The organism is Levilactobacillus sp. FUA 3915 (genome assembly GCF_044053135.1).
Taxonomy (GTDB): Bacteria; Bacillota; Bacilli; order Lactobacillales; family Lactobacillaceae; genus Levilactobacillus; species Levilactobacillus lanxiensis.
Window position 1 is genome coordinate 285,353 of sequence record NZ_CP168704.1, and the last position, 22,389, is coordinate 307,741.

Annotated in this window: 17 protein-coding genes; 3 read left to right on the forward strand and 14 right to left on the reverse strand. The window is 49.7% G+C overall.

Annotated features, from left to right (window positions below; genetic code table 11):
- The 9 genes from ACEPST_RS01770 to ACEPST_RS01810 form a co-directional block, all read right to left on the reverse strand.
- The gene (locus ACEPST_RS01770; RefSeq protein ID WP_204120947.1) at positions 1–882 is read right to left on the reverse strand and encodes a phosphate ABC transporter substrate-binding protein; all 882 of its coding nucleotides are present in this window, start codon (positions 880–882) and stop codon (positions 1–3) included.
- A gap of 309 nt (positions 883–1,191) precedes the next feature.
- Complete coding sequence (locus tag ACEPST_RS01775) at positions 1,192–2,544, reverse strand: sensor histidine kinase (protein WP_204120948.1); 1,353 nt, start codon at positions 2,542–2,544, stop codon at positions 1,192–1,194.
- Positions 2,541–3,248: a response regulator transcription factor gene (locus ACEPST_RS01780; RefSeq protein ID WP_204120949.1), complete on the reverse strand. Its 708-nt coding sequence runs from the start codon at positions 3,246–3,248 to the stop codon at positions 2,541–2,543. The genes ACEPST_RS01775 and ACEPST_RS01780 overlap by 4 nt, the downstream gene beginning before the upstream one ends.
- Positions 3,249–3,251: 3 nt before the next feature.
- Complete coding sequence (locus ACEPST_RS01785; protein ID WP_204120950.1) at positions 3,252–4,406, reverse strand: PDZ domain-containing protein; 1,155 nt, start codon at positions 4,404–4,406, stop codon at positions 3,252–3,254.
- A gap of 204 nt (positions 4,407–4,610) precedes the next feature.
- Positions 4,611–5,727 (reverse strand): peptide chain release factor 2 gene (gene prfB, locus ACEPST_RS01790; RefSeq protein WP_204120951.1). Its coding sequence is split into 2 segments (ribosomal slippage): positions 4,611–5,654 and positions 5,656–5,727, totalling 1,116 coding nucleotides; the frame shifts between segments, so codons are not numbered across the junction.
- A gap of 415 nt (positions 5,728–6,142) precedes the next feature.
- A complete protein-coding gene (gene secA, locus ACEPST_RS01795; RefSeq protein WP_204120952.1) occupies positions 6,143–8,506 on the reverse strand; it encodes a preprotein translocase subunit SecA in 2,364 nt (787 codons plus the stop codon).
- Positions 8,507–9,338: 832 nt separating this feature from the next.
- Positions 9,339–9,896: a ribosome hibernation-promoting factor, HPF/YfiA family gene (hpf, locus tag ACEPST_RS01800; protein WP_204120953.1), complete on the reverse strand. Its 558-nt coding sequence runs from the start codon at positions 9,894–9,896 to the stop codon at positions 9,339–9,341.
- 139 nt (positions 9,897–10,035) lie between these two features.
- The gene (locus ACEPST_RS01805; protein ID WP_204120954.1) at positions 10,036–10,713 is read right to left on the reverse strand and encodes a ComF family protein; all 678 of its coding nucleotides are present in this window, start codon (positions 10,711–10,713) and stop codon (positions 10,036–10,038) included.
- Positions 10,710–12,026, reverse strand: coding sequence for a DEAD/DEAH box helicase (locus tag ACEPST_RS01810; protein ID WP_395390472.1), 1,317 nt, complete (start codon positions 12,024–12,026; stop codon positions 10,710–10,712). Before ACEPST_RS01810 ends, ACEPST_RS01805 begins: the two co-directional genes overlap by 4 nt.
- Positions 12,027–12,105: 79 nt before the next feature.
- Between ACEPST_RS01810 and ACEPST_RS01815 the strand changes: the two genes are divergently transcribed.
- On the forward strand, positions 12,106–12,771 hold the full coding sequence (locus tag ACEPST_RS01815) for a YigZ family protein (protein ID WP_204120956.1): 666 nt from the start codon (positions 12,106–12,108) through the stop codon (positions 12,769–12,771).
- A gap of 89 nt (positions 12,772–12,860) precedes the next feature.
- On the opposite strand, the gene ACEPST_RS01820 is transcribed toward ACEPST_RS01815, so the two are convergent.
- Positions 12,861–13,958, reverse strand: coding sequence for a glycosyltransferase family 4 protein (locus ACEPST_RS01820; RefSeq protein WP_203644677.1), 1,098 nt, complete (start codon positions 13,956–13,958; stop codon positions 12,861–12,863).
- A 480-nt stretch (positions 13,959–14,438) separates the two neighbouring features.
- On the opposite strand from ACEPST_RS01820, the gene ACEPST_RS01825 reads away from it, so the two are divergent.
- Together ACEPST_RS01825 and ACEPST_RS01830 are read left to right on the forward strand one after the other, a co-directional pair.
- Positions 14,439–14,807 (forward strand): CidA/LrgA family protein, encoded by a 369-nt coding sequence (locus ACEPST_RS01825; protein ID WP_125765725.1) that lies wholly within the window; start codon positions 14,439–14,441, stop codon positions 14,805–14,807.
- A 44-nt stretch (positions 14,808–14,851) separates the two neighbouring features.
- Positions 14,852–15,658, forward strand: a complete 807-nt coding sequence (locus ACEPST_RS01830) for an LrgB family protein (RefSeq protein WP_204120957.1) — start codon at positions 14,852–14,854, stop codon at positions 15,656–15,658.
- 1,226 nt (positions 15,659–16,884) lie between these two features.
- On the opposite strand, the gene ACEPST_RS01835 is transcribed toward ACEPST_RS01830, so the two are convergent.
- The 4 genes from ACEPST_RS01835 to ACEPST_RS01850 all read right to left on the reverse strand — a co-directional run bounded on the left by ACEPST_RS01835 (position 16,885) and on the right by ACEPST_RS01850 (position 22,371).
- The gene (locus ACEPST_RS01835; protein ID WP_204120958.1) at positions 16,885–18,723 is read right to left on the reverse strand and encodes an APC family permease; all 1,839 of its coding nucleotides are present in this window, start codon (positions 18,721–18,723) and stop codon (positions 16,885–16,887) included.
- A 361-nt stretch (positions 18,724–19,084) separates the two neighbouring features.
- A complete protein-coding gene (gene groL / locus ACEPST_RS01840) occupies positions 19,085–20,710 on the reverse strand; it encodes a chaperonin GroEL (protein WP_204120959.1) in 1,626 nt (541 codons plus the stop codon).
- 60 nt (positions 20,711–20,770) lie between these two features.
- Positions 20,771–21,055, reverse strand: a complete 285-nt coding sequence (gene groES, locus ACEPST_RS01845; protein ID WP_125765712.1) for a co-chaperone GroES — start codon at positions 21,053–21,055, stop codon at positions 20,771–20,773.
- A gap of 680 nt (positions 21,056–21,735) precedes the next feature.
- Positions 21,736–22,371 carry a redox-sensing transcriptional repressor Rex gene (locus ACEPST_RS01850; RefSeq protein WP_125765711.1) on the reverse strand — a complete coding sequence of 212 codons (636 nt, stop codon included), beginning with the start codon at positions 22,369–22,371 and terminating at the stop codon, positions 21,736–21,738.
- Positions 22,372–22,389: the final 18 nt, after the last annotated feature.

The following is a 22,389-nucleotide window of genomic DNA, read 5'->3' on the forward strand; positions in this document are numbered from 1 at the left end:
TTAGTTGCCCTCCGTCTGCGTAATCTGACCGGTTGCATTCCGTTCGACCATCATTTGGTTGGGCGAAAGATAGCCCAGTTGGCGGACCAAAGTGTTTTGGACCGCTGGCGATTGAACGTACGCAATGAAGGCCTTCGTCAGACCGGTTGGCTGGCCCTTCGTGTACAGGTGCTCGTAGGACCAAATTTTCCAGCGATTCGTTGTCACGTTATCCTCAGTTGGCGCCACGTGATTCAAGGACAGATCCTGAACCGTTTTATCAACGTAAGAAAAAGCCACGTAACTGATGGCACCGGGCGTCGTGGCGACGATGGACCGGACCATCCCGGAAGAATCCTGTTCCTGTGAGGTCTTGGAACGGTGCTTCTCCAGGCCAAATTGTTCAAAGGTTGCTCGGGTCCCACTTCCTTGGGCCCGGTTGATTAAAACGATAGGCAGGTCAGCACCACCGACCTGCCGCCAGTTCGTGACCTGGCCGGTAAAGACCTGAATCAGCTGATGCGTCGACAGATTCTTGACACCCACTTTTTTGTTTACGATAGGGGTAATGCCCACGACGGCTACGCGGTGGTCGACTAATTCCTTAGCCCGAATCCCCTTTTGTTCTGCAGCGAAGAGGTCTGAATTTCCAATCTGGACTGCGCCCTCTTGAATTTGGCTCAATCCTGTACCGGTTCCCCCACCCTGAACGTTAATGAACGTCCCCAGGTGTTCGCCCGTATACTGTTCGCCTGCTGCTTCTACTAAGGGTTGGAGGGCCGTTGACCCTACCGCGGTGATGGATTCACCCGCATGGCTGACCTGACGCGTTTGGTAAGCATAAAACCCTAACGCAACCAGAACAACCAAGACCAGGCCCTGCACCCAGCGCTTTTTAGACATACCGTTAACCTCCTAATTGGCTAGGCTTTGCGGCCCGACCATTTCAAAAATAAGTATACCTAACGAATGTAAATGTCGTGTAGACGTATTGTAAAGGTTATGTAAATATATCCCGTTATGGGTATTTTTTTTGATTAAGCGGTCATGCCCCACAACTAGCTAATTAGTCTACGACCACGCGTTGCGCCACCTCCACTGCCTATGCCTGCCATCTTCTTCAGCGACCAAGCCACCGTCACTCACCAGTCCACTCGTTCTGCACAAAAAAAGGTGCCCGGAAAATAAATTCCAGGCACCCACGCACTTAATCTATTCTTTTTCAGCCAACGGGAACGTCAGCGTAACCTTAGTCCCCACGTCTGGCGTGCTTTGTAAATCAATCTTACCGTTCAACGATTCGACCAGCTCTCGAACGATGGCGAGACCGAGGCCGCTTCCACTAACCAACTGATTGGAATGGGACACGTCGGCCCGGTAGAAACGTTCGAATACCCGGAGCTGATCCTGCGGGGCAATCCCAATCCCCGTATCCGCAATGGCCAACGCCCACGAGTGCCCTAAAATGCGGGTCGAAAGCGTCACAGATCCCTGTGGCCGATTGTACTTGATGGCGTTGCTCAATACATTTTTCAGCACCTGATCAAACTTACGCTGGTCGGTGACGGCCATTAAGTCTGTCGGTACCTGATTGATCAGCGTCACGGCATTAACTGCCGCCAAGGGCGTTAACAACGCCACCTGACTCGCAATCATCTGGCCCACGGGGACCTCGGTCACCTCGACGGCGTTACCCGATTCGATGTGCGAAATGGTTAAGACATCATTGATTAATTCCACTAAGCGTTCACTCTGCTGGTCAATAATCTTTAAGAACTCGACCGACTTTTCCGGATCATCCTTGGCCCCCGCTAACAGGGTCTTGGCAAATCCCGAAATAGCCGTGACCGGTGTCTTCAGCTCATGGGAAGCGTTGGACACGAAGTCCATCTGCATCTGCTCGACCGCATACACCTCAGTCACATCGTACAGCAGAACCAACACTTGAAAATAATCCTGCGACGTCGCCGTATAAATAGCCCGAGCATCCACGGTCCGCTCATTGACCACGCCTGGCAGCTTCAAGGTTCGGTGCTGGGTCTCGCGGTCACTCAACGCTGAATTGATCAGACTGGCCAACTCAAACTGCCGAATATCTTGGGTGAAGGGATGTCGCCGTGGTGAGATGCGGTGCTGGAGAAACTGTTCCATCGCGGGATTGGCCAGCTCGACCTTACGATACCGGTCAATCACCATTACCCCGATGGGCAAGTAGTCCAGCAGGGTGGCAAACTCTTGGTTTTGCCCCGCCATTTGCCGCCGGGCCTTACGCTGCTGTGTTTGCAGATAATTGATCTGTAAGGCCAGCTGGTAAAACGGGTCGTGTGGCGATAATAACACGTGGGCCGGGGCCTCCTCGTGGCGGATGCCTTCGACCTTCTTCGTCAGAATCGTAATTCGCTGTTCAGCCCAGTGGTATAGGTAGCCAGCGACCACCGTTTCCAGTAAGGCTAGCGACCAAGCTACCAACGTGGCTAAGGCAAAATGTGGGGCCCGCACTACGCTCACCAGTAACGTATTGGCCGCCCCCAAGCCGAGAAAGACCACCAGCAATTGCCGGATCATGGCTGGGCCTCAAAGGTATATCCAAAGCCCCGGACCGTCTTCAACAGTGTCGGATGCTTAGGGTCCCGCTCAATTTTTTCTCGGAGATGGGACACATGAATATCCACCATCCGCGTTTGCCCACTGTAATCAAAGCCCCAGACGCCTTCCAGCAATTGCTCGCGGCTCCAGACCTTGCCGGGGCGCTTGGCAAAGAACAGCAGCAGTTCAAATTCCTTGGGGGTCAGCTCAATCGGCTGGTCGCCCCGCTTCACCTGGAACTTATCCTGATCAATGGTCAGGTCCCCGACCTGTAGCCGGTGGGCTGCCTTGCTTGGCGCCTTTTCCTGTGGCTCATCCTCGTGATACCGCCGCATGACCGCCTTCATCCGGGCAATCACCTCGCGGGGACTGAAAGGTTTGGTGATATAATCATCCGCCCCTAGTTCTAGGCCAAAGACCGTGTCAAATTCCCCCGTCTTGGCCGTCACCATAATGATGGGTGTCTGAATTTTCTCTTGGCGAAGACGTTTGGTCACCTCAACGCCATCTAATTTAGGCAACATTAAATCCAGTAAAATCACATCAAACTTTTCGTGTAGGGCTAAATTCAACGCCTGTTCGCCATCAATTGCTGTGACCACTTGAAAATCTGCTTGTTCCAAGTTGTACTGCAACAGCGTCACAATGGCGGGTTCATCATCGACGACTAGGACTCGACTCATAGGTTACCCCTCCTGATCTCTGAATAAAACGATCCCAATTTCGTGCGGTGCGCCGGAGTAGATGGCTGTCTCGGTCATTTTCAATTCACCGTTCATGTCCCGAACACGTAAATGGCAGTACGCGGGATTGGCCAGCAGCGCCTCATAAAAACTCGTTTCACTATTGATGGGACGATGGTTGCATTCCAAAATAATATCGCCAGCAGCCAGATCCATTTTCACGGCTGGTGTTCGTGGCCGGATAGCCAGTACCCGGACGCCGTCGTCCACCTGAGAATACCAGAATTGTTGGTGTTCGTCATAGCGTTTAGCCCGCCATAGGATAACAGCATAACCAACTAACAGGACGATTAATAGGAATGGCGAATCTTGTGGCCGAAACGTTGTCCAGCCCACAAAAGCTGCGGCGACCACGCCTAACCACACGAATTGCTTCGCTAAACGCCGGTAGACCAGCTGAGGGGCCTGCCGAAAGATGGTAAACCGTAGGCCTAGCAGTAACGGTAAAACTAGGACAGCAAAGCTTTGCCCTTGAATGTGAAAGACCGGCCAAAAGGCCCACTGACTGGTAAACCAGTCGCCAGGAACCAGTGTCACCATTGGAATGACAAGTAGTTCACGCCAGGGATAGCCAGCGATGCGCTTCCCTCGTTGTTTCGCGTAAATCTTAGGACTCGTGAACCGGCCCCCATAGTGGGCAACCCAGTGGCCCAGCAACAGGAAGAACATGACGGCCAGCCACAGATAGTTGGCCCCCGCTACGGGCCCAAAACTGAGACCGGCAGCTGATAGATCGGGCTTGATTGGTATGTAAGCACTGCCCCACCAAGTGATTAACGTGCTCACCACAATTAAGGTCAGCGGTAAAACAGTGGTTGGAAAAATGATCAACGTGATAAACGCCAACACTTCATAAACAATAATCCACATAATGGGTAAACTGAACCCAATTAAGAAGTTGATTAGGGAGAGCCCTAATCCTAGTAAAATCCCCTGCGTTAGCAGATGACGCAACTCAAAATGGTCACCGTAAACGGCGCTCCCAAAGTCATGACGCTCGGACTTGATCCGCGCGCGACTAGTCAGCCAGACCCGCAGAACGGCCAGCCAAACTAGCGGTTGCAGCAAATAACTGCCGCAAGCAATAAATGTCCGCATGAAATCGACACCTTTCCTGAAAAAATAGCTGTCCCCAGTATAGCATGAAACAAAAACGGGCAACACGACATTCGTGTTACCCGCGCAATCATTATTTTTGTGAATCAGTCAGCTAACCGGACGTGCCAGCCGGCAGCTCCGCTAAAACTTTCGCGCCATCTGCGATTGTTAGTTGTGCTAACGTTTAACCACGCCACCTGACGCTTAATCTGGATTCTTCTGGCTCAGTTGCCATTGCAGATAAGCATCGATGAAGGGATCCAGGTCGCCATCCATGACGGCTTGACCGTTCCCCGTTTCGTAGTCCGTCCGGTGATCCTTGACCATCGTATACGGGTGGAACACGTATGACCGAATCTGAGACCCCCAGCCAATATCCATCTGGTCGCCCTCGAGCTTGGCTTTTTCCTCGGCCTTCTTCTGTTCTTCGCGTTCATACAGTTTGGCCCGCAACATTCCCAAAGCCGTCTGCCGGTTTTGCAGTTGTGACCGCTGCGCCTGACTCTGCGTCACGATACCGGTTGGCAAGTGGGTGATTCGTACGGCCGAAGACGTCTTGTTAACGTGTTGGCCCCCAGCACCCGAAGCCCGGTAAACGTCCACCTTCAAGTCAGCCGGGTTAATCTCAACGTCGACCGAGTCATCCAGTTCTGGTAGAACATCCACGGAAGCAAACGACGTGTGTCGCCGCCCGGCCGAATCGAATGGGGAAATCCGAACCAGTCGGTGAACCCCCTTCTCGGACCGGAGATAACCATAGGCGTTGTGCCCGGCAATCAGCAACGTTGCGCTGCTTAAGCCCGCAACATCCCCCGGTTGGTAATCCAAAATAGTGACCTTAAAACTATGCTGCTCGGCCCAACGCGTATACATCCGCATCAGCATGTCACCCCAGTCCTGGGATTCAGTGCCCCCAGCGCCGGGATGGATTTCTAAAATTGCATTGTTACGGTCATACTTCTGGTTGAGCAACATGTTCAGACTGTACTGCTGTAAAGCTTGTTTGGCCTTGGCAAAATCAGCCTCAAACTCCGCCTGCATGTCAGCGTCGGGTTCCTCCTGTAATAGCTCCAGAGCAACCTCTAGGTCATCGACTTGATCGGAAAGGTTTTGGTATTCCTCGACCTTTTTCTTCATTTCATTGGTTTCATCAATTAATTTTTGCGCGGCTTGGGCATTGTCCCAAAAATCCGGTTGGACCATCTGGCCTTCATTGACACTGATGCTTTCGTTCAGGGCATCAAAGTCAAAGCGACCCCCTAAAGCCGGTTAGTTGTTCACGCATGGTGGTAATTTCACGTTTTGCATCGCTTAATTCCATGTTAGTTGGCTCCTTTTTAGTTATTCTATTTGTTTCTGGTTAAATCAATTTTTCGCCTCCAGGCTGGTGGAAAATGAGCCGTGACGCTGTGGGCGCCCGTCTGGAGCCAAAGAACGGTCTCCAGACTTACTTTGAGCCTCACAGCCCGAGTCTCAAAGATAGCAATTGCCTAAGCAGACAAGCTGCTAAGACAATTCCCACGGCTGAGCTCATTTTCACCAGCCCTGCGGCTAACACTAGTTTAACCCATAACCAAGACTGCTACTAGTATGACACACTTATCAGTCATGTGCCGCCAATAACTCTGTCTTAACCTTATTCGTGACTAAGACTGTCTTGTCCTCGCCACTACTTAGCATTTTTTGAAGCTAAAAGAAAACGAGGTCGGAATTGCTTCCGCCTCGTTCGTTCCCGTTTAACGGGTAATATTTTGTCTAATTTCAGACTTCATGAACAGGCGCGTGGCGTCGTAGTCGATGTCGGAAATCATTTCGCCGAACATCCGGAACCCATCTTGTTGGTATTCAACCAATGGATTCAACTGACCATAGCCCCGTAATCCAATGGATTGACGTAATTGGTCCATGGCGTCGATGTGGTCGGTCCAGTGAGAGTCGACACAACGTAACAGCACAACCTTTTCGAATTCCAACATTTGCGCTGGATCGTAGAGTTGCTTTTGCTTGTCAGCGTAAACCTCTTCAGCTAAGCCCATGAAGAAGGCCTTGATTTCATCAGCGGTCTTGCCCTTCAAATCATCCAGGCTAATCTTATCTGGTGAAACCATTGCGGAAATCCCGAAGTCTAGTAAGGTATCCAAATCCCAGTCGGATTGGTCGCCTTGCGTATGCAGGTTAACCACCCGGTCAACGGTCCGTTCAATCATTGGCATCAAGACCCACTTCAATGAGGAGTCTTGGTTAATGACCTGGTTCCGTTCGCCGTAGATAACGTCCCGTTGTTGACGCATAACGTCATCGTATTGCAGAACGTTCTTCCGGGAATCGTAGTTATTCCCTTCAACCCGCTTTTGTGCGGATTCCACTTGCTTGGTGATCATCCGGCTACGGATAACAGCGTCTTCGCCATCAACGTTCATCCGTTCGAGGAAGGCCTTGACCCGGTCAGAACCGAACCGCCGCATCAAATCATCTTCCAGAGACAGGTAGAACTGGGTCATACCAGGGTCACCTTGACGACCGGAACGCCCACGAAGTTGGTTATCAATCCGCCGTGATTCGTGACGTTCAGTCCCGATAACGGCTAACCCACCAATTTCAACGACGCCGGGTCCCAATTTAATATCGGTCCCCCGCCCAGCCATGTTGGTGGCGATGGTAACAGCACCCTTTTGACCAGCGTTTTGAATGATATCGGCTTCCTTGGCATGGTTCTTGGCGTTCAAGACCACGTGCGGAATGTTTTCACTATCCAAACGTTGGGACAGGTATTCAGACGTTTCCACGGCAACGGTCCCAATTAACATCGGTTGACCCTTTTCGTGTAATGACTTAATTTCCTTAACCACGGCATCAAACTTGGATTCCAAGGTTGGGTACAACAGGTCAGGTTCATCGACCCGGACAACCGGTTTGTTAGTTGGCACGGTGATAACTTCCATGTTGTAAATTTCCCGGAATTCTTCGGCTTCGGTCTTGGCAGTACCCGTCATCCCAGAAAGCTTCTTGTACATCCGGAACAAGTTTTGGTACGTGATGTTGGCCATCGTCTTGGTTTCTTCTTGAATCTCGACGCCTTCCTTGGCTTCAATGGCTTGGTGCAGGCCGTCAGAGTAACGACGACCGTCCATAACCCGCCCAGTAAAGGAATCAACGATTAAGACTTCACCGTCTTGAACCACGTAGTCTTTATCACGAAGCATGATAAAGTTGGCCCGCAAGGCTTGGTCCATATGGTGGGTCAAGGCCGTGTTGTCGGTGTCATACAAGTTCTTCAAGTTGAAGTACTTTTCGGCCTTTTCAATCCCAGTATCGGTCAAAGCAACCGTCTTGGATTCCAGGTCGATCTTAAAGTCGTCTTTTTCATGTAAGGTCTTCGCAAAGCGATCAACCCGTTGGTAAAGCGCACTCGTCCCTTCGGACTGACCAGAAATGATCAGTGGCGTCCGGGCTTCATCAATTAAGATAGAGTCAACTTCATCGACAATCGCAAAGTTCAATGGTCGTTGAACCATATCTTCTTTGTAAACAACCATGTTATCACGCAGGTAATCGAAACCGATTTCCCCGTTGGTTGAGTAAGTGATGTCGGCGTTGTAGGCTTCCCGCTTTTCTTCTGGTGACTTTTCAGCTGAGTTCAACCCAACCGTTAAGCCCATCCAGGTGTACAGTTCACCCATTTCAGTGGCGTCACGTGCAGACAGGTATTCGTTAACCGTTACAACGTGAACCCCTTTACCGGCAATAGCGTTCAGGTACACGGGCATTGTGGCGGTCAAGGTTTTCCCTTCACCAGTCTTCATTTCGGAAATGTTCCCTTCATGAAGCACAATTCCCCCCATGATCTGCACGTGGAAAGGATAGAGGCCGAGAACCCGCTTGGCACCTTCACGGACAGCCGCAAAAGCCTCAGGCAGTAAATCGTCCAACGTTTCGCCGTCTTGATAACGCTGTTTAAATTCCGGCGTTTTTGCCTTCAGATCATCGTCTGAAAGTTGTGCGTACTCGTCGGCGTAAGCACCAACTTCGTCCGCTAATTTACTGAGGCGTCGTAAAGTCCGGCGATCACTTTCGACCCATCGTTTCAAAATATTTGCCATGTGAGAATTCCCTTCAGTACATTTAGTAAGTCTATTTAAAGTTACCCATTTGTTTACAATAAATCAACCTACATTTTACCACTATCCGGACCAAGATGAAACAAATCTCCATACTGGCGGCTTGGTGAAGCGGTTTCTTTGGCTTGGCACCAACCTAAAATAGGGTTAACAAAATTAGTTTAACAATTAATCTATTGCGATATTCAAGGGGGTCACAGACTTCCAGCGTGCATCGCGGTCTCCCCGACACACTGATTCGAGTCTTAAGTATAACAGTTCTGCGTTAAGTCTGCGTTGCGTGGAAATTAAATTGTGATTTCACTGGCCAAACTGGCTGGTAGTTTGTGCCGGTTGAATTGTTTGAGTCGGTGCGTCACGCGTAGTTCGCCCGACTGAAATGTGTTCCACGAGGCAGGTTCCTACGCTTAACCCTGACTAAGCAATGACCCTAGACTGGACATTCATTTCTGCTGGTTTCAAATCGTTTCACTGGTTCTCCACGGAACAATTCCGGTCCTTGCGGCTTCTGAAACGTGCTACACGAGCCAGGTCCCTGCGCTTAACCCCGACTAAGCAATAGCCCTAGACTGAACATTCATTTCAGCTGGCTTCAAATCGTTTCACTGGTTCTACACGGAACAATCCCGATTCTGGCAGCCTCTGAAACGTGTTCCGCAAGGCAGCTGGTTCCGCTTAACACCGTAACGAAAATGTCCCAGGTTCGGGAACATTCCCGTTACGCCGTTAATGCTCGCCAGCAAACCGCCTTGCTCCACACTCTTATATAAAAAAGCGCCGCGAGAACTCGCAGCGCTTCGGAAACTAAATTTACTTAATCTTGGTCATCGGCCTCAATCAAGCCATACCGACCGTCATTACGACGGTAGACGATGCTGATACCATTGGTTTCAGCGTCTTCGTAGATAAAGAAGTCATGGCCTAACATGTCCATTTGCAGAACGGCCTCTTCATTATCCATTGGCTTCAATGAAACCCGCTTGGTGCGGACAACTTCTAATTCGTTACTGTCAGCCGTTTTTTCACTGTCAGCGTCCGGTGAGAAGTCGAGATTCTTGTAACCCTTTTCCCGGGACTTACGGTTGACCTTGGTCTTGTACTTACGAATTTGACGTTCCAGCTTGTCCGTTACCAGGTCAACACTTGCATATAAGTCCGGAGAGGTTTCCTCTGCCCGTAATGTCAAGTATGGGAGTGGGATTGTTACTTCAACCTTCGCTGTCTTGTTTTGGTAGACCTTCAGGTTGACATGCGCAATTGCCTCAACATTGTTGTCGAAATATTTCTCCAACTTGCTGATACGCTTTTCAACGTAATCCCGTATTGCGTCAGTAACTTCGATGTTTTCACCACGAATATTAAATGTGAGCATAAAACTTCTCTCCCTTCAGCCAAGAATTCCTTGGCTTGCTCAGCATTAGAAGGACCACTCTTCTAATATGCTTTGCTTACACTTATTATAATAGAAAGCCCTACCAGAAACAATTAATCTAATCATTTTTACCCACCCCTTAACGCGCTAAAGTCAGGCTAGTAACCGCTTTCGCCCCTCCTAAATAAATTTGGTCAGCGGCGTGACGCAGGGTCCGCCCCGTCGTGTACACATCATCCAGCAGCAAAACGCGTTGTCCGCGGAGAATCTGACCGGCATTGGGCGCCAAGGTAAATGGCTGGGGTGTCCGGAGTCGGTCGGCCCGGTCCTTGGCTGATTGCGGCCGTTCCTTGTGCGTCGTTCGGACCAGCAGGGCTTGCTGGAAAGGCTGATTCTGAAGCCAGCCGGTGACCTGATTGAAGCCCCGCGTCCGCCAGGTCAGCTGATCCACCGGAATCGGTACCAACACATCATAGGTCTCCCGCTGCAGGGCCGCCGCCAATGGGGCCTGCATCAGGACCCGCAATGCATAATCCCCCTGAAATTTATATTGCTGCATGTAGGCCTTCATAGCCGAATCGTACACGTAAACGGCATGATTGGTCAGTCGATTCCCCGACCAGCGCTGGCAATCCAGACAGACGGTCTCATCCCCTTGTTGCCGGCCACACGCCGGACAGTGCTGACTCGTAATGGCCGCAAATCGGTGCCGACAGGCGTCACAGACGGTATCCTGCACAATTGGAGTAAACTGCCAAATTTGGGCTAACGTCAGCGTCGTTTGTAACTGACGGCCACACCAAACGCAGGCCCTCATGGCCGTCCACCCTGGCGTCTGCCCTGAAGATTGAGGTGCGCAATCATCCCGCGCGCCAGCCGCACCCGTTTGGTATGGCTGTGACAGTAACAGGTGACCTGTCCACTAGGAAAGTCTGCACTTCTGCCAACCCGCCCGGCAATCTGCACCAAGGCTGCCGTCGAAAAGACCGGATCATCCCCACCCAAAATCACCACGGCAATATTGGGAAAGGTGACCCCCCGTTCCAAAATCGTGGTCGTGATCAAAAATGGGATCGTCTCGTCGCGCATCGCCTGGACCTTGGCCGGTCGTTCTGGGTCCGCCGCATGCACGGTCACCCCACCCTGAATCCCAGCCAGTTGCAGGGTCTGCTTGATCACCGGCAGGTCCACCACGTGCGGCACAAATAATAGGAACCGCTGATGCTTGGCCAAATACCCCCGCAACTGGTGAATCAACGCGTTCGGCAGGCGATTGCGTAAAAGCCCCTCCCGCCACCGCCACGCCAGCCGCAGATCAATCTGTGGCAACAAATGGCCGTGATAGCGGAGCGGCACGTAGGTCACCGCCAACTGTCGCCGACGGACCCGTTGCTGCAAGTCGTTGCCAGGCGTCGCAGTCAATAACAGATGACAGCCCTGGGGCTTCTGAGCGTTAGTGATGGCCCGTTGCAGCATCGGACTAGTCGCCAATGGAAAGGCATCCACCTCATCCACGACAATCAGGTCAAAGGCGGCCTTGAACCGTAACAATTGATGCGTGGTACAAATCGTCAACGGACAATAGGCGTACGGGTCAGCCTGACCACCATACAGTAAGGCCTGTGCAACCCCACCGAATGCCTGGCGTAACCGGGGGGCAAGTTCCAGACACACGTCCACTCGCGGCGAGGTCCAGGCCACCCGCCAGCCTTGCGCCAACGCCCAAGCCAGCGCCGGATAGACGATTTCCGTCTTTCCCGCCCCGGTGACCGCCCACAGCAAATGGTTCGTTCGCGTTTTCACGTGCCGTAACACGGCCTGTGCCGCCACATTTTGTTGGGCACTCAACTGCCCCGTCCAAGTCAATCCCCCAGATTTGACGCGCACAAACCGGTTGGGCTCCGGAATAGTGTATAATTCATGTTGCGAGGTCAATCGGCCTAGCTGTAGGCACTGGCGACAATACCAGTCGCCGTTGGCCAACCGGTCCGTGACCGCTAACCACTGTCCACAGCGCTGACACTGCCGCCGTTCACCCACGGTTCTTAACGCGTGTTGCCCCACTGCCCCATTCGCGGGCGCGCCTCGCAACGGTAACTGGCGGCCAAAAAAGTCTTCATCATTTTGCACGGCTACTCCTCCTTACGGTGACTCTACTAGTTAACTCCGTAAAAGAAGGCCGATTATTTTTTTGAAAGGTGCTTTTTAAATGGAAACAGATTATTTAACCATCCAAACGAGCGGCAACCACGAGCTCGAAATTAAAAAATCTCGGTTCATCGCCGATCTTGGCCGGGTCACATCGGAAGAGGACGCCAAGGCCTTTTTGGCGGACGTGACGGCCCGGGAGGCAAAGGCCACCCACCATTGCTGGGCCTATTTGATTGGTGAGCACGACGAAATCCAACGGGAAAGTGATAACGGTGAGCCCTCCGGAACCGCGGGTGTCCCCATCTTGACCGTCCTGCAACGCAATCACCTGCACAACGTGATTGCCGTGGTCACCCGGTACTTCGGCGGCATCAAGTTGGGCGCCGGTGGTTTGATTCGCGCTTACAGTAACGCCACCTCAACCGGCATCGAAGCGGTTGGCGTGGTCAAATTAGTCCGGCAACAGGCACTGACCCTCACCGTCGACTATCCCAACTACGACCGGCTCAACCACTACCTCACTGAAAACGCCATCAGCATCCTGGCCACCAACTATACGGACCAGGTCGCCGTCACGATTGCGGTCGATTTGGCCACTGTTGCTGACACCCAGGCCGCCATCACTAACCTGCTAAGCGACCGACTGACGGTTACCCTGGGCGACATTGCCTACAACGAGGTCCCGGTGGAAATCAACGCCAGCAGTCATGACAAAACGGATTAATTCTTCTACTAATACATTGGTAAACGAAAAGGTGTGCCGTCAGAATTTTCTGGCGACACACCTTTTAGATTTAAACTTCAAATTGGGTCCTACTCGTCAGAATTCTTCGACGTGAGCTTCTGAACAACCCGGTTGATCCAGTGCAGCAAGGGCTGTCGATCCGAACCGACCAGGCCAATGGCCTCCACGAAGAGTTCCAGTCCAATCAGGATGGCCACCGTCAACAGGACGGACCCCCAGATGGTAGACAACGGGTAGAGCAAGGAAATAAAGGAAAAGATCAGCGCAATGCCGTAGATGACCAGCACCGTTTGCCGGTGAGTTAAGCCCAACTGCATCAAGCGATGATGCAAATGGTGCTTATCCGCATGCGAGATTGGCTGCCGATTTAAGATCCGGCGAATCATGGCGTACACGGTATCCGTGATGGGCACCCCGAGAATGATCACGGGGATGATCACGGAAATAAACGTGACGTTCTTTAACCCATAGAGGGAGAAACAGGCAATCATGAACCCGATAAACTGGGCCCCGGTATCCCCTAAATAAATCCGGGCTGGGAAAAAGTTATAAGGTAAGAACCCAACCATGGCAGCCACCAATGCGAAAATCATAATGGCCACCCAGGTGTTGGCTACGTTTAAGAAGAACAAGCCGGTAATCCCAGTGGTCGTCAACGCAATGATTGAGACCCCGGTCGCTAGCCCATCCAGCCCATCGATCAGGTTGATGGCATTCACGATGGCCACAATCCACAGCAACGTGATTGGCAGGGCTAACCAGCCAAAGTGCCAGACGCCCACGAAGGGTAAGGTCAGGTAACGCATCCGCACGCCGGCCACGAAATAAACTTCCAGGGCTGCCAGCAGTTGTCCTAAAATCTTTTGTTTGGGGGAAAGCTCGAAGACATCATCGATCATGCCCTCAGCAACGATAATACATTCACCACCGAACAACCCCCACAGCTGTTGCGTTGGCATTTGGTCACGTAACAAAAACATGGTTGAAAATGTAAACGCAATGAAGATGGCTAGGCCACCCAGGGTCGGCATGGGAACTTTGTTGACCCGGCGTTGATTCGGTTTATCCACCGCACCAATTTGAAACGCAAAGCGGCGTACAAACGGGGTTAGGACCGCGGAGATAATCATGGTAGCAAATAAGCTAACAATAATCTCAAATTTCATTAAAGTGTCCTCTTTCTTTCATTCAACTCTTTTGCTAATTATACAAATCTATGAAATTAAACACAACCGCCTTTTCGGACTCATCAGAGAAAAATAAGCTTTGTTCAGTCAACTAACACAATTCACAAAGTACCCCGCTCTGGGTTTGTGAATTAAAAATTAATTCATAAAGTTTGTGTAAGCGTTTCCTTTCTATCCAATTGGGCGATTTCGTGCACAAGTGTACAGACAAAAGCCTAAAATTCACAGATTTTTCTTGTGCAAATCAGGCAAAAGCCATATAATGGATTTGTGCCATTGAGAAAGGTTTCACATTTCATTTGTGTCCAAGCTATTTATCCTATTTCCTTGTGAAACCTTTCCAGTCGTCCGTCACTTTGGTTTGTATTTTGAAAGGAGATTTTTCTATTGGCTGCTAATGATAAAGCAACAAAGACAGAAACGGCTAAAGAAGAACAAGCTTCACCCATCTTAATTCAAATGGGGATCTTCGCCGCCATCCTGTTTGTTTCCAGCCTAATTTCCCCACTGTTCCCAGCAACGTTCCCAGTTCCAACGCCTGTTATCGGTTTGGTAATCCTTTACATCTTATTGGCTTCCCACATCGTTAAGTTACGTAACGTTGAAAAATTTGGGGACTTCATGATCAGTTTGATTGCCTTCTTGTTCGTTCCTTCAGGTATCCAATTGGCTGCTAGCCTGGACATCTTAAAGGCTCAAGGGGTTCAACTGGTTGTCGTTATCTTAATTGCAACGATTGTCCTGCTGGTTGTTGTGGCCTACACGACCGCCGGATTCATCTGGCTTCGGAAGAACGTCTTCCATCGTGACGTTAACGTCGAAGAATAAATTCGTCGACTGCTACTACTTTCACTAGAAAAGGATGAAAATTTATGATGACTTTAACTGCAACCGCCCATATGGCAGTTTGGGGCAAATGGCTCGGTGACGCGTTAGGAACTAACGCCGCTGGTGCTTCTGCCGGTAACGCTTTATTTGGTATTTTTCTATCATTAATTGTTTACTTATTCGGTCAATGGTTATTCAAGATCGGTAAAGGTTTCTTCTTATTCCAACCTCTGTTCGTTGGGATGGTCTTAGGGATTTTCATTCTGTTCCTGTTTGCTAAGGCATTCGGAACGGACACGGCTACCTTCTACAAGTCAGCCTACTTACCAGGTGGTAACATTATCTTCTGGTTCTTGAACCCAGCTACTATCGCCTTCGCTATTCCTCTGTACCGTCGGAATGACGTTGTTAAGAAGTTCTGGTTGGAAATCGTGCTTTCCCTGATCGTTGGGTTAGTTATTTCCTTGTTCGTTATCTACTACGTCTCAAAGCTTATCGGTTTGGACAACGTTGGTATTGCTTCAATGATGCCACAAGCTGCCACGACCGCCATCGCGATGCCTATTGCCGGTGCTATCGGTGGTAACACTGCCGTTACTGCCATGGCCTGCATCCTCAACGCCGTTATCATTTACGCCTTGGGTGACTGGCTCGTTAAGTTCTTCCATGTTAACAGCGACCCAATTGGTGCCGGACTTGGTTTAGGTACTGCCGGACACACGGTTGGCTCTGCTAAGGCCTTACAACTTGGTTCTATCCAAGGGTCTATGGCATCCATCGCCGTTGTTGTTATCTCTATCGTTGTTGATATCGTTGTTCCACCATTTGCTTCTATGATGGGCTTAATCTAAGCTAACTTAAACTAGCTTGCTAAACACCGAATCCATTTGGGTTCGGTGTTTTTTTGCGCTCTTGGGTCTCCGGTCTTAGGTTTGAGTCAAGGGCTTTAAGTCAAACCCGTCAAGTCACTTGCGATTGGCCGCCACATGTCTGAATTCAGGTTAAGCAGCAATAGGAGGCTCGTTGGTTCCCCAATTAGCTACTCTCAATTCCCCCACTCTACTGTATTTGGGGGTAAAAACAGTTCTCCAACATAAGCTGCTTCACACAACCCGCAATTTGCCCTTCTAGATATCATTCTCCGTGACTTTACTGGCGAGTTGGTAAACTTACCCATGAACGGCTAAAGTCTCTGACAGTGCCGAATAGCATTGAAATTCAGCTACCCACTTACCTTATTGATTGATATTCTAGCTTGTCGATCTTTTTACCATCAAATTGCGTTTTCATTCAACGTACCATCACGCCAAAAAAAGAACACCTACCAAACGGCACGCGTTCTCATTTGAAATATATACTCTACGCTATAACTAACCCTCGTCATAATTCAGACGATTTTTTCCATACCTTCTTAGTACAAATGGGACAATTAGACCCACCCCAGTGTATACAAAGACATAGACCACCAAGAATGGCGACGCAATCTTGCCGCTTAAAAAGAAATAGTGGAAGTATTCTAACATCATTAGTCCACCACAAATCAAAATGGGTTTATAGACCGTTTTCTTCAGTGCTGCATAGAAGATATAGGACACGAAAACAATGGAGGTTAGTCCTAGTAGCCAAAAGTATAGTGCGAGCCACACACTCCCATTGAACACCAATAGCACAAAGGTAATCGCCATGCCCGCCAGATCATAAAGGACCAACGGCACCCCATGCTAAAACCCATAATATCACTTTGCGAAACACGGGATCATCTCCATCAAAAAGTCATCACTTTTGCTTATATGGCACAAACAATCTTTAAAAATATTCAAGCTGGTTGGCATACCTTGAATGTTATCGGTCAAAAACGGTCGAACGATCCGCGATAAATTCAATACTCACGCGGATGAGTACCTCTAACAGCGTGTTACCCTTTTAGCAGTCTAAATACTACGTCGTCTCTCAATTTTGAAGTGAACCTTTAAAGTTGGATACAGAATTTACATTACTTGAAACTCCAGGTACCACAAAAGGCGCTCCCCCGACAACCGTGTAACCGGCTGCTTGAGGAACGCCTTTTCTGGTGAAACTACTCTTTTAAGTGATAGTTATAAGTTGAAACGATGATGTTTTCCCGTGAATTCAGGATGGTCCGTAAGCGTAACGCCGTTTGGTTATGCAAGACATTTTGCCAGGGGTGCCGCGGAACGAACTGCGGTACCAGGACCGTGGTCGTAAAGTTCCGTTCAGCTGCCCGCTTGGCAATCACGTCACAGAACCGCAACGTTGGCGTGGCAATGGAACGGTAAGACGAGTGGATATCCACGAACCGGATATCGGGGAACTCTTCTTTGAACTCCTGAGCCGTCTTGTGTTCCTTCTCTGGATTTTCATCGAAAGACACGTGCATCGCAATCACGTAGTCCCCAATGGACCGCGCGTAATTGATGGCGCCGGACGTCACCCGGGTGATGTTGCTGACCAGCACGATGACGGTTGCCCCGTCATACTCGTGGATGTCAGCCCGTTCCTTTTCAGCGACCCGCAACTGTTTCGCGACGTTATGGTAATGACCATTAATCCGATAAAACAGCAACAGAATCAATGGCATAATGATCAGGTATGGCCAAACATTGCCAAAGCGCAGCAACAGTAAGACGGTGACCAATCCCAGTGAAATCAAGGCCCCTAATAAGTTAATCAACGCCTTACCAATCCACCAGCCTTCGCGTGTTCTGAACCAGTGAATGATCATCCCAGACTGTGACAGGACAAATGGCACGAAAACCCCAATTGCATAGAGGGGAATCAGCAGTGTCGTTTGACCATGGAAAATCAGGATCAAGACAATGGCCCCAACGGCTAACGAGATAATCCCGTTGGAATACCCTAACCGGTCCCCCCGGTCAAGATACGCGTGTGGCAAGAACTTATCCTTGGCTAAGTTGTAGGCCAAGATTGGAAAGGCCGAGAACCCAGTGTTCGCAGCCACGGCTAAAATCATGGCCGTTGACAGTTGGAAAATGTAATACAGCACACCATGGCCAAAGACCGCCGTCCCAATTTGTGACAGCACGGTCTGGCTACTCTGTGGCCGAATGCCCATGTAGTAGCTCAGGAACGTAATCCCAGCGAAGAAGATGGCCAGGATACCCGCCATAATGGCCAGCGTTGCCGCCGCATTATGCCGTTTCGGCTCCTTGAAGTTTGGTACTGCGTTACTAATGGCTTCGACCCCAGTCAATGAAGATGACCCAGACGAGAACGCCCGCAGGAACAGCAACAGCGTCATGCCCTTTACGGGATCGCCCAATGGGGTTGCCGCAGCGTGATACGTGATATTTCCGCTCACGATGTTATAGAGGCCAACACCAATCATCACGATGATCATGCCAATGAACAAGTAGACCGGAATCGTCAGAAATGCCGCCGACTCCTTCATTCCCCGCAAATTCAAAAGCATAATCCCAATAACGATTAAGACTGATACCAATACGGAATACGGATACAGCGCTGGAATCGCCGAGGTAATCGCCTCGGTCCCAGAAGTCGTTGAAACCGCCACGGTCAGCATATAATCAACCAGCAAGGAACCCCCAGCGACTAACCCGGCCGATTGGCCCCAGTTAGTGCTAGCAACCACGTACGCGCCACCCCCGGAAGGATATGCGTGAATGATCTGCTGGTAAGAAAGCGTGATTGCAAATAACAGAACTAAGACCAGTGCAGCAACCCACAATTGATACATCAAAGCGGCTGCTGATAAGGTAATCAGAACTGTCGTAATTTGCTCAGTACCATAAGCCACGGAAGATAACGCATCAGACGAGAGTAAGGCTAACGCTTTAAACTTGGTTAACGCCTGACCGCCTTCGTCCATGGTCTTGAGGGGTTTACCAATTAAAACCCGCTTTAAATAACGCCACATGACTATTTACTCCTTATCTCCATAAATAATGAAAACGGGTCTATGCCCGTTAATAAGTGCTTTTCAGATTGAATCCGAATGTGTGGTAAGTCTACTACAACTAGCTCCACATTACCACAATTCTAGCAGTTAGCAACACCAGAATTTCTCAACGAACTTATCCATTATCCGGCAAAGGCTAAGAGAAATAAAGACTTTCTTTTTACTTTGTTTTGTTGCTACCCCCTAATCCCTGATATACCGACTCTTTACCCGCTGAAATTTGGTTAAGTTTCCCCTTAAAAGCCCTAATTTAGACGCAAAAAAACGAGAAGATCGCAATCTTCTCGTTTTTTGATAATCATTTTAATGAAGCAGTCGCTTACATCATGCCGCCCATTCCTGGGTTAGCAGCTGGTGCAGCGGGTGCTGGATTGTCTTCTGGCTTTTCAGCAACAACGGCTTCAGTCGTCAACAACAGAGCTGAGACGGAGGCAGCGTTTTGCAGAGCAGAACGGGTGACCTTGGTAGGGTCAGTGATACCGGCCTTAACCATGTCTTCGTAGGTGTTGTCAGCAGCGTTGTAACCAACACCAGGCTTTTCACTCTTCAAATGTTCAACAACAACAGAGCCTTCGACCCCGGCGTTTTGAGCGATTTGACGAACAGGTTCTTCCAAGGCACGCAGCACGATGTTCACACCGGTCTGTTCGTCGCCTTCGGCTTCAACCTTGGCAACGTCCTTGATGACGTTGATCAAAGCAGTCCCACCACCAGCAACGAAGCCTTCTTCAACGGCCGCACGGGTAGCGTTCAAGGCATCTTCGATCCGGTACTTACGTTCCTTCAATTCAGTTTCCGTAGCGGCACCGACACGAACGACGGCAACCCCACCGGATAACTTAGCCAAACGTTCCTTCAGCTTGTCGCGGTCAAAGTCAGAAGTCGTATCGTCAATCTGACCCTTGATTTCAGCAACCCGAGCAGCGATTTGGTCCTTAGCACCAGCACCTTCAACGATGGTGGTGTCATCCTTCGTCACGTTAACCTTTTGGGCTTGACCTAATTGATCGATGGTCGTGTCCTTCAAGTTCAGACCTAAGTCATCGGTAATTACAGTCCCACCAGTTAAGGTCGCGATATCAGCCAATTGGGCCTTACGACGATCACCAAAACCAGGTGCCTTAACAGCAACCACGTTGAAGGTCCCACGCATCTTGTTCAATACCAAGGTTGGTAAAGCTTCACCGGTGATGTCATCAGCGATGATCAAGAGTGAACGGCTTTGTTCAACAACGGATTGTAACAATGGCAAGATGTCTTGAATGTTGGCAATCTTCTTGTCGGTAATCAAGATGTAAGGATTGTCGAGGTTTGCTTCCATCTTATCGTTGTCGGTAACCATGTATTGTGACATGTACCCACGATCGAATTGCATCCCTTCAACAACGTCCAAGCTGGTATCAACCCCACGAGATTCTTCAATGGTGATGACCCCGTCGTTTCCAACCTTTTCCATGGCGTCAGCAATTAACTTACCTGTTTCCTTGCTGGCAGATGAAATAGAAGCGATTTGGGCGATATCTTCCTTAGTCTTCACGTCGATGGACATCTTGTGTAAAGCATCCACAGCGGCGTCAGTAGCCTTTTCGATCCCGCGACGGATACCAACAGGGTTGGCACCGGCAGTGACGTTCTTCATCCCTTCGTTAACGATGGCTTGCGTTAAGACAGTGGCCGTCGTGGTCCCATCACCAGCGATATCGTTGGTCTTGGAAGCAACTTCGGAAACTAACTTCGCACCCATGTTTTCAAAGTGATCGTCTAATTCAATTGCCTTAGCAATCGTAACACCATCATTCGTGATGGTTGGGTTGCCGTAGCTTTGTTCCAAAACCACGTTACGACCCTTAGGCCCTAAGGTGGTCTTGACCGTATCAGCTAACTTATCAACACCAGCAAGCATCTTGCTGCGTGCATCTTCAGAGAACTTTAATTCTTTAGCCATTTTTTACATTCACCTCATACTAAATTTTTTAAATAGTTGCACGTATTAGTGGGAAAGCAATTAGTCAACGACAGCGACTAAATCCTTTTCGTGTAAAACAAGGTAAGTCTTGTCTTCGTACTTAACTTCCGTACCGGCATACTTATCAAACAATACCTTGTCGCCAACCTTAACAGCTGGGGCTACCTTATCGCCATTGTCTAACACACGGCCATCGCTGACAGCAACGACATTGGCCGTTGAAGGCTTTTCCTGAGCATTACTTGCTAAAACAATGCCACCAACCGTAGTTTCTTCTTCTTGTGGTTGATCCAAAATGACGCGGTCTCCTAATGGTTTTAACACTTGAATCCCTCCAATAAACTTACTTTTTAGCACTGTTAGCACTTGACTAACATAAGTGCTAATCACAATATCTAATATATGGTTTTTCCTCGTAAAAATCAAGGAATTTGGCAAACAAATTCTCGAGTGCTAATTGGTCAGTCCACTGATGCCTTGTGGGCCTAAGGATGACCGCACATTGTATGAATTTATTCATAGACGAAGACCGGCAACATCTCGTTGGCAGCGCCTCCAGTCAGACGGAAATCCACCAGTGGGCGGCAGGGCGCAACTGGCACCACCGGCCGGCAATTAGGCCAACTTGGCGCCACTAGCCCGCCACTTTCAAGTCCCCATCAGCTGGACTGACCATCCTCGTTGTTTCCTATCATACCGACCTCCTGACAAATTGCCATTAATTTGATATGCTCCCCTGCTCGGTAAACCAATCAGTTTGGCATCGGGCCAAGATAGCGGTCGCTTCCAGCACTAACATGCGGGGGTATGGCCCTGTTGCCCCCTGAGTGACTAGGCCCCCAATCTGATGACCGTCGACACAGTTAACGTAGTTGTTTTTAAGTACACAATCACAAAGTCGTCAAAGTGAAGGCTTTTTTCACCAATTTCGGCAAATTTGACCGCAGTCTTTCACAAATGGCAACAAAAAAGCCGCAACCTACGAATAGATTACGACTCCCTGATTATTCTTTGTTGTAGTGTTCCAAGAAATAGATCAGCGTTTGCAATTCGTTGGTCAAATCAACGTTTTGCACACGGACATCCTTAGGCACCGTGACCCGCAGTGGTGTGAAGTTCAAGATACCCTTCACCCCGCCGGCAACGGCGTCATCTGTGACGGATTGGGCTACGTCGGCTGGGACCGTTAAGATGGCCACTTGAATCTGTTGTTCTTCCAGCTGTGTCCGCAGCTCTGACATGGGGTAGATCGGCACGCCGCTTTGAATCGTGTTGGCAATATCTGCGTTCACGTCAAAGGCCGCACTGATCCGCACGTTTCCGTCTTGATGGAAGTTGAAGTTCAAGAGCGCATGGCCCAAGTTCCCGACCCCAATCAAGGCAACGTTCGTCAGCCGATCTTGGTTCAAAATTTTCTTAAAGAACTTAATTAAGCTCTCAACATCGTAACCGTATCCCCGTTTACCGAGGGCACCGAAGTACGAGAAATCACGACGAATGGTGGCAGAGTCAACCTTAACGGCTTCTGACAATTCCGTCGAAGAAACACGTGTCTTGTCTGCATCCAACAAAATGTTTAAGTAACGATAGTAAATGGGTAACCGCTTTGCTGTAGCGCGGGGAATCTTTTGTTCAGTCAAAAAACGAGACCTCCTAAT

Coding starts and splice junctions, on each gene's coding strand:
- ACEPST_RS01770 (WP_204120947.1), bottom strand. CDS start 882: ATGTCTAAAAAGCGCTGGGTGCAGGGCCTGGTCTTGGTTGTTCTGGTT.
- ACEPST_RS01775 (WP_204120948.1), bottom strand. CDS start 2,544: ATGATCCGGCAATTGCTGGTGGTCTTTCTCGGCTTGGGGGCGGCCAAT.
- ACEPST_RS01780 (WP_204120949.1), bottom strand. CDS start 3,248: ATGAGTCGAGTCCTAGTCGTCGATGATGAACCCGCCATTGTGACGCTG.
- ACEPST_RS01785 (WP_204120950.1), bottom strand. CDS start 4,406: ATGCGGACATTTATTGCTTGCGGCAGTTATTTGCTGCAACCGCTAGTT.
- secA (WP_204120952.1), bottom strand. CDS start 8,506: ATGGCAAATATTTTGAAACGATGGGTCGAAAGTGATCGCCGGACTTTA.
- hpf (WP_204120953.1), bottom strand. CDS start 9,896: ATGCTCACATTTAATATTCGTGGTGAAAACATCGAAGTTACTGACGCA.
- ACEPST_RS01805 (WP_204120954.1), bottom strand. CDS start 10,713: ATGAGGGCCTGCGTTTGGTGTGGCCGTCAGTTACAAACGACGCTGACG.
- ACEPST_RS01815 (WP_204120956.1), top strand. CDS start 12,106: ATGGAAACAGATTATTTAACCATCCAAACGAGCGGCAACCACGAGCTC.
- ACEPST_RS01820 (WP_203644677.1), bottom strand. CDS start 13,958: ATGAAATTTGAGATTATTGTTAGCTTATTTGCTACCATGATTATCTCC.
- ACEPST_RS01825 (WP_125765725.1), top strand. CDS start 14,439: ATGGGGATCTTCGCCGCCATCCTGTTTGTTTCCAGCCTAATTTCCCCA.
- ACEPST_RS01830 (WP_204120957.1), top strand. CDS start 14,852: ATGATGACTTTAACTGCAACCGCCCATATGGCAGTTTGGGGCAAATGG.
- ACEPST_RS01835 (WP_204120958.1), bottom strand. CDS start 18,723: ATGTGGCGTTATTTAAAGCGGGTTTTAATTGGTAAACCCCTCAAGACC.
- groL (WP_204120959.1), bottom strand. CDS start 20,710: ATGGCTAAAGAATTAAAGTTCTCTGAAGATGCACGCAGCAAGATGCTT.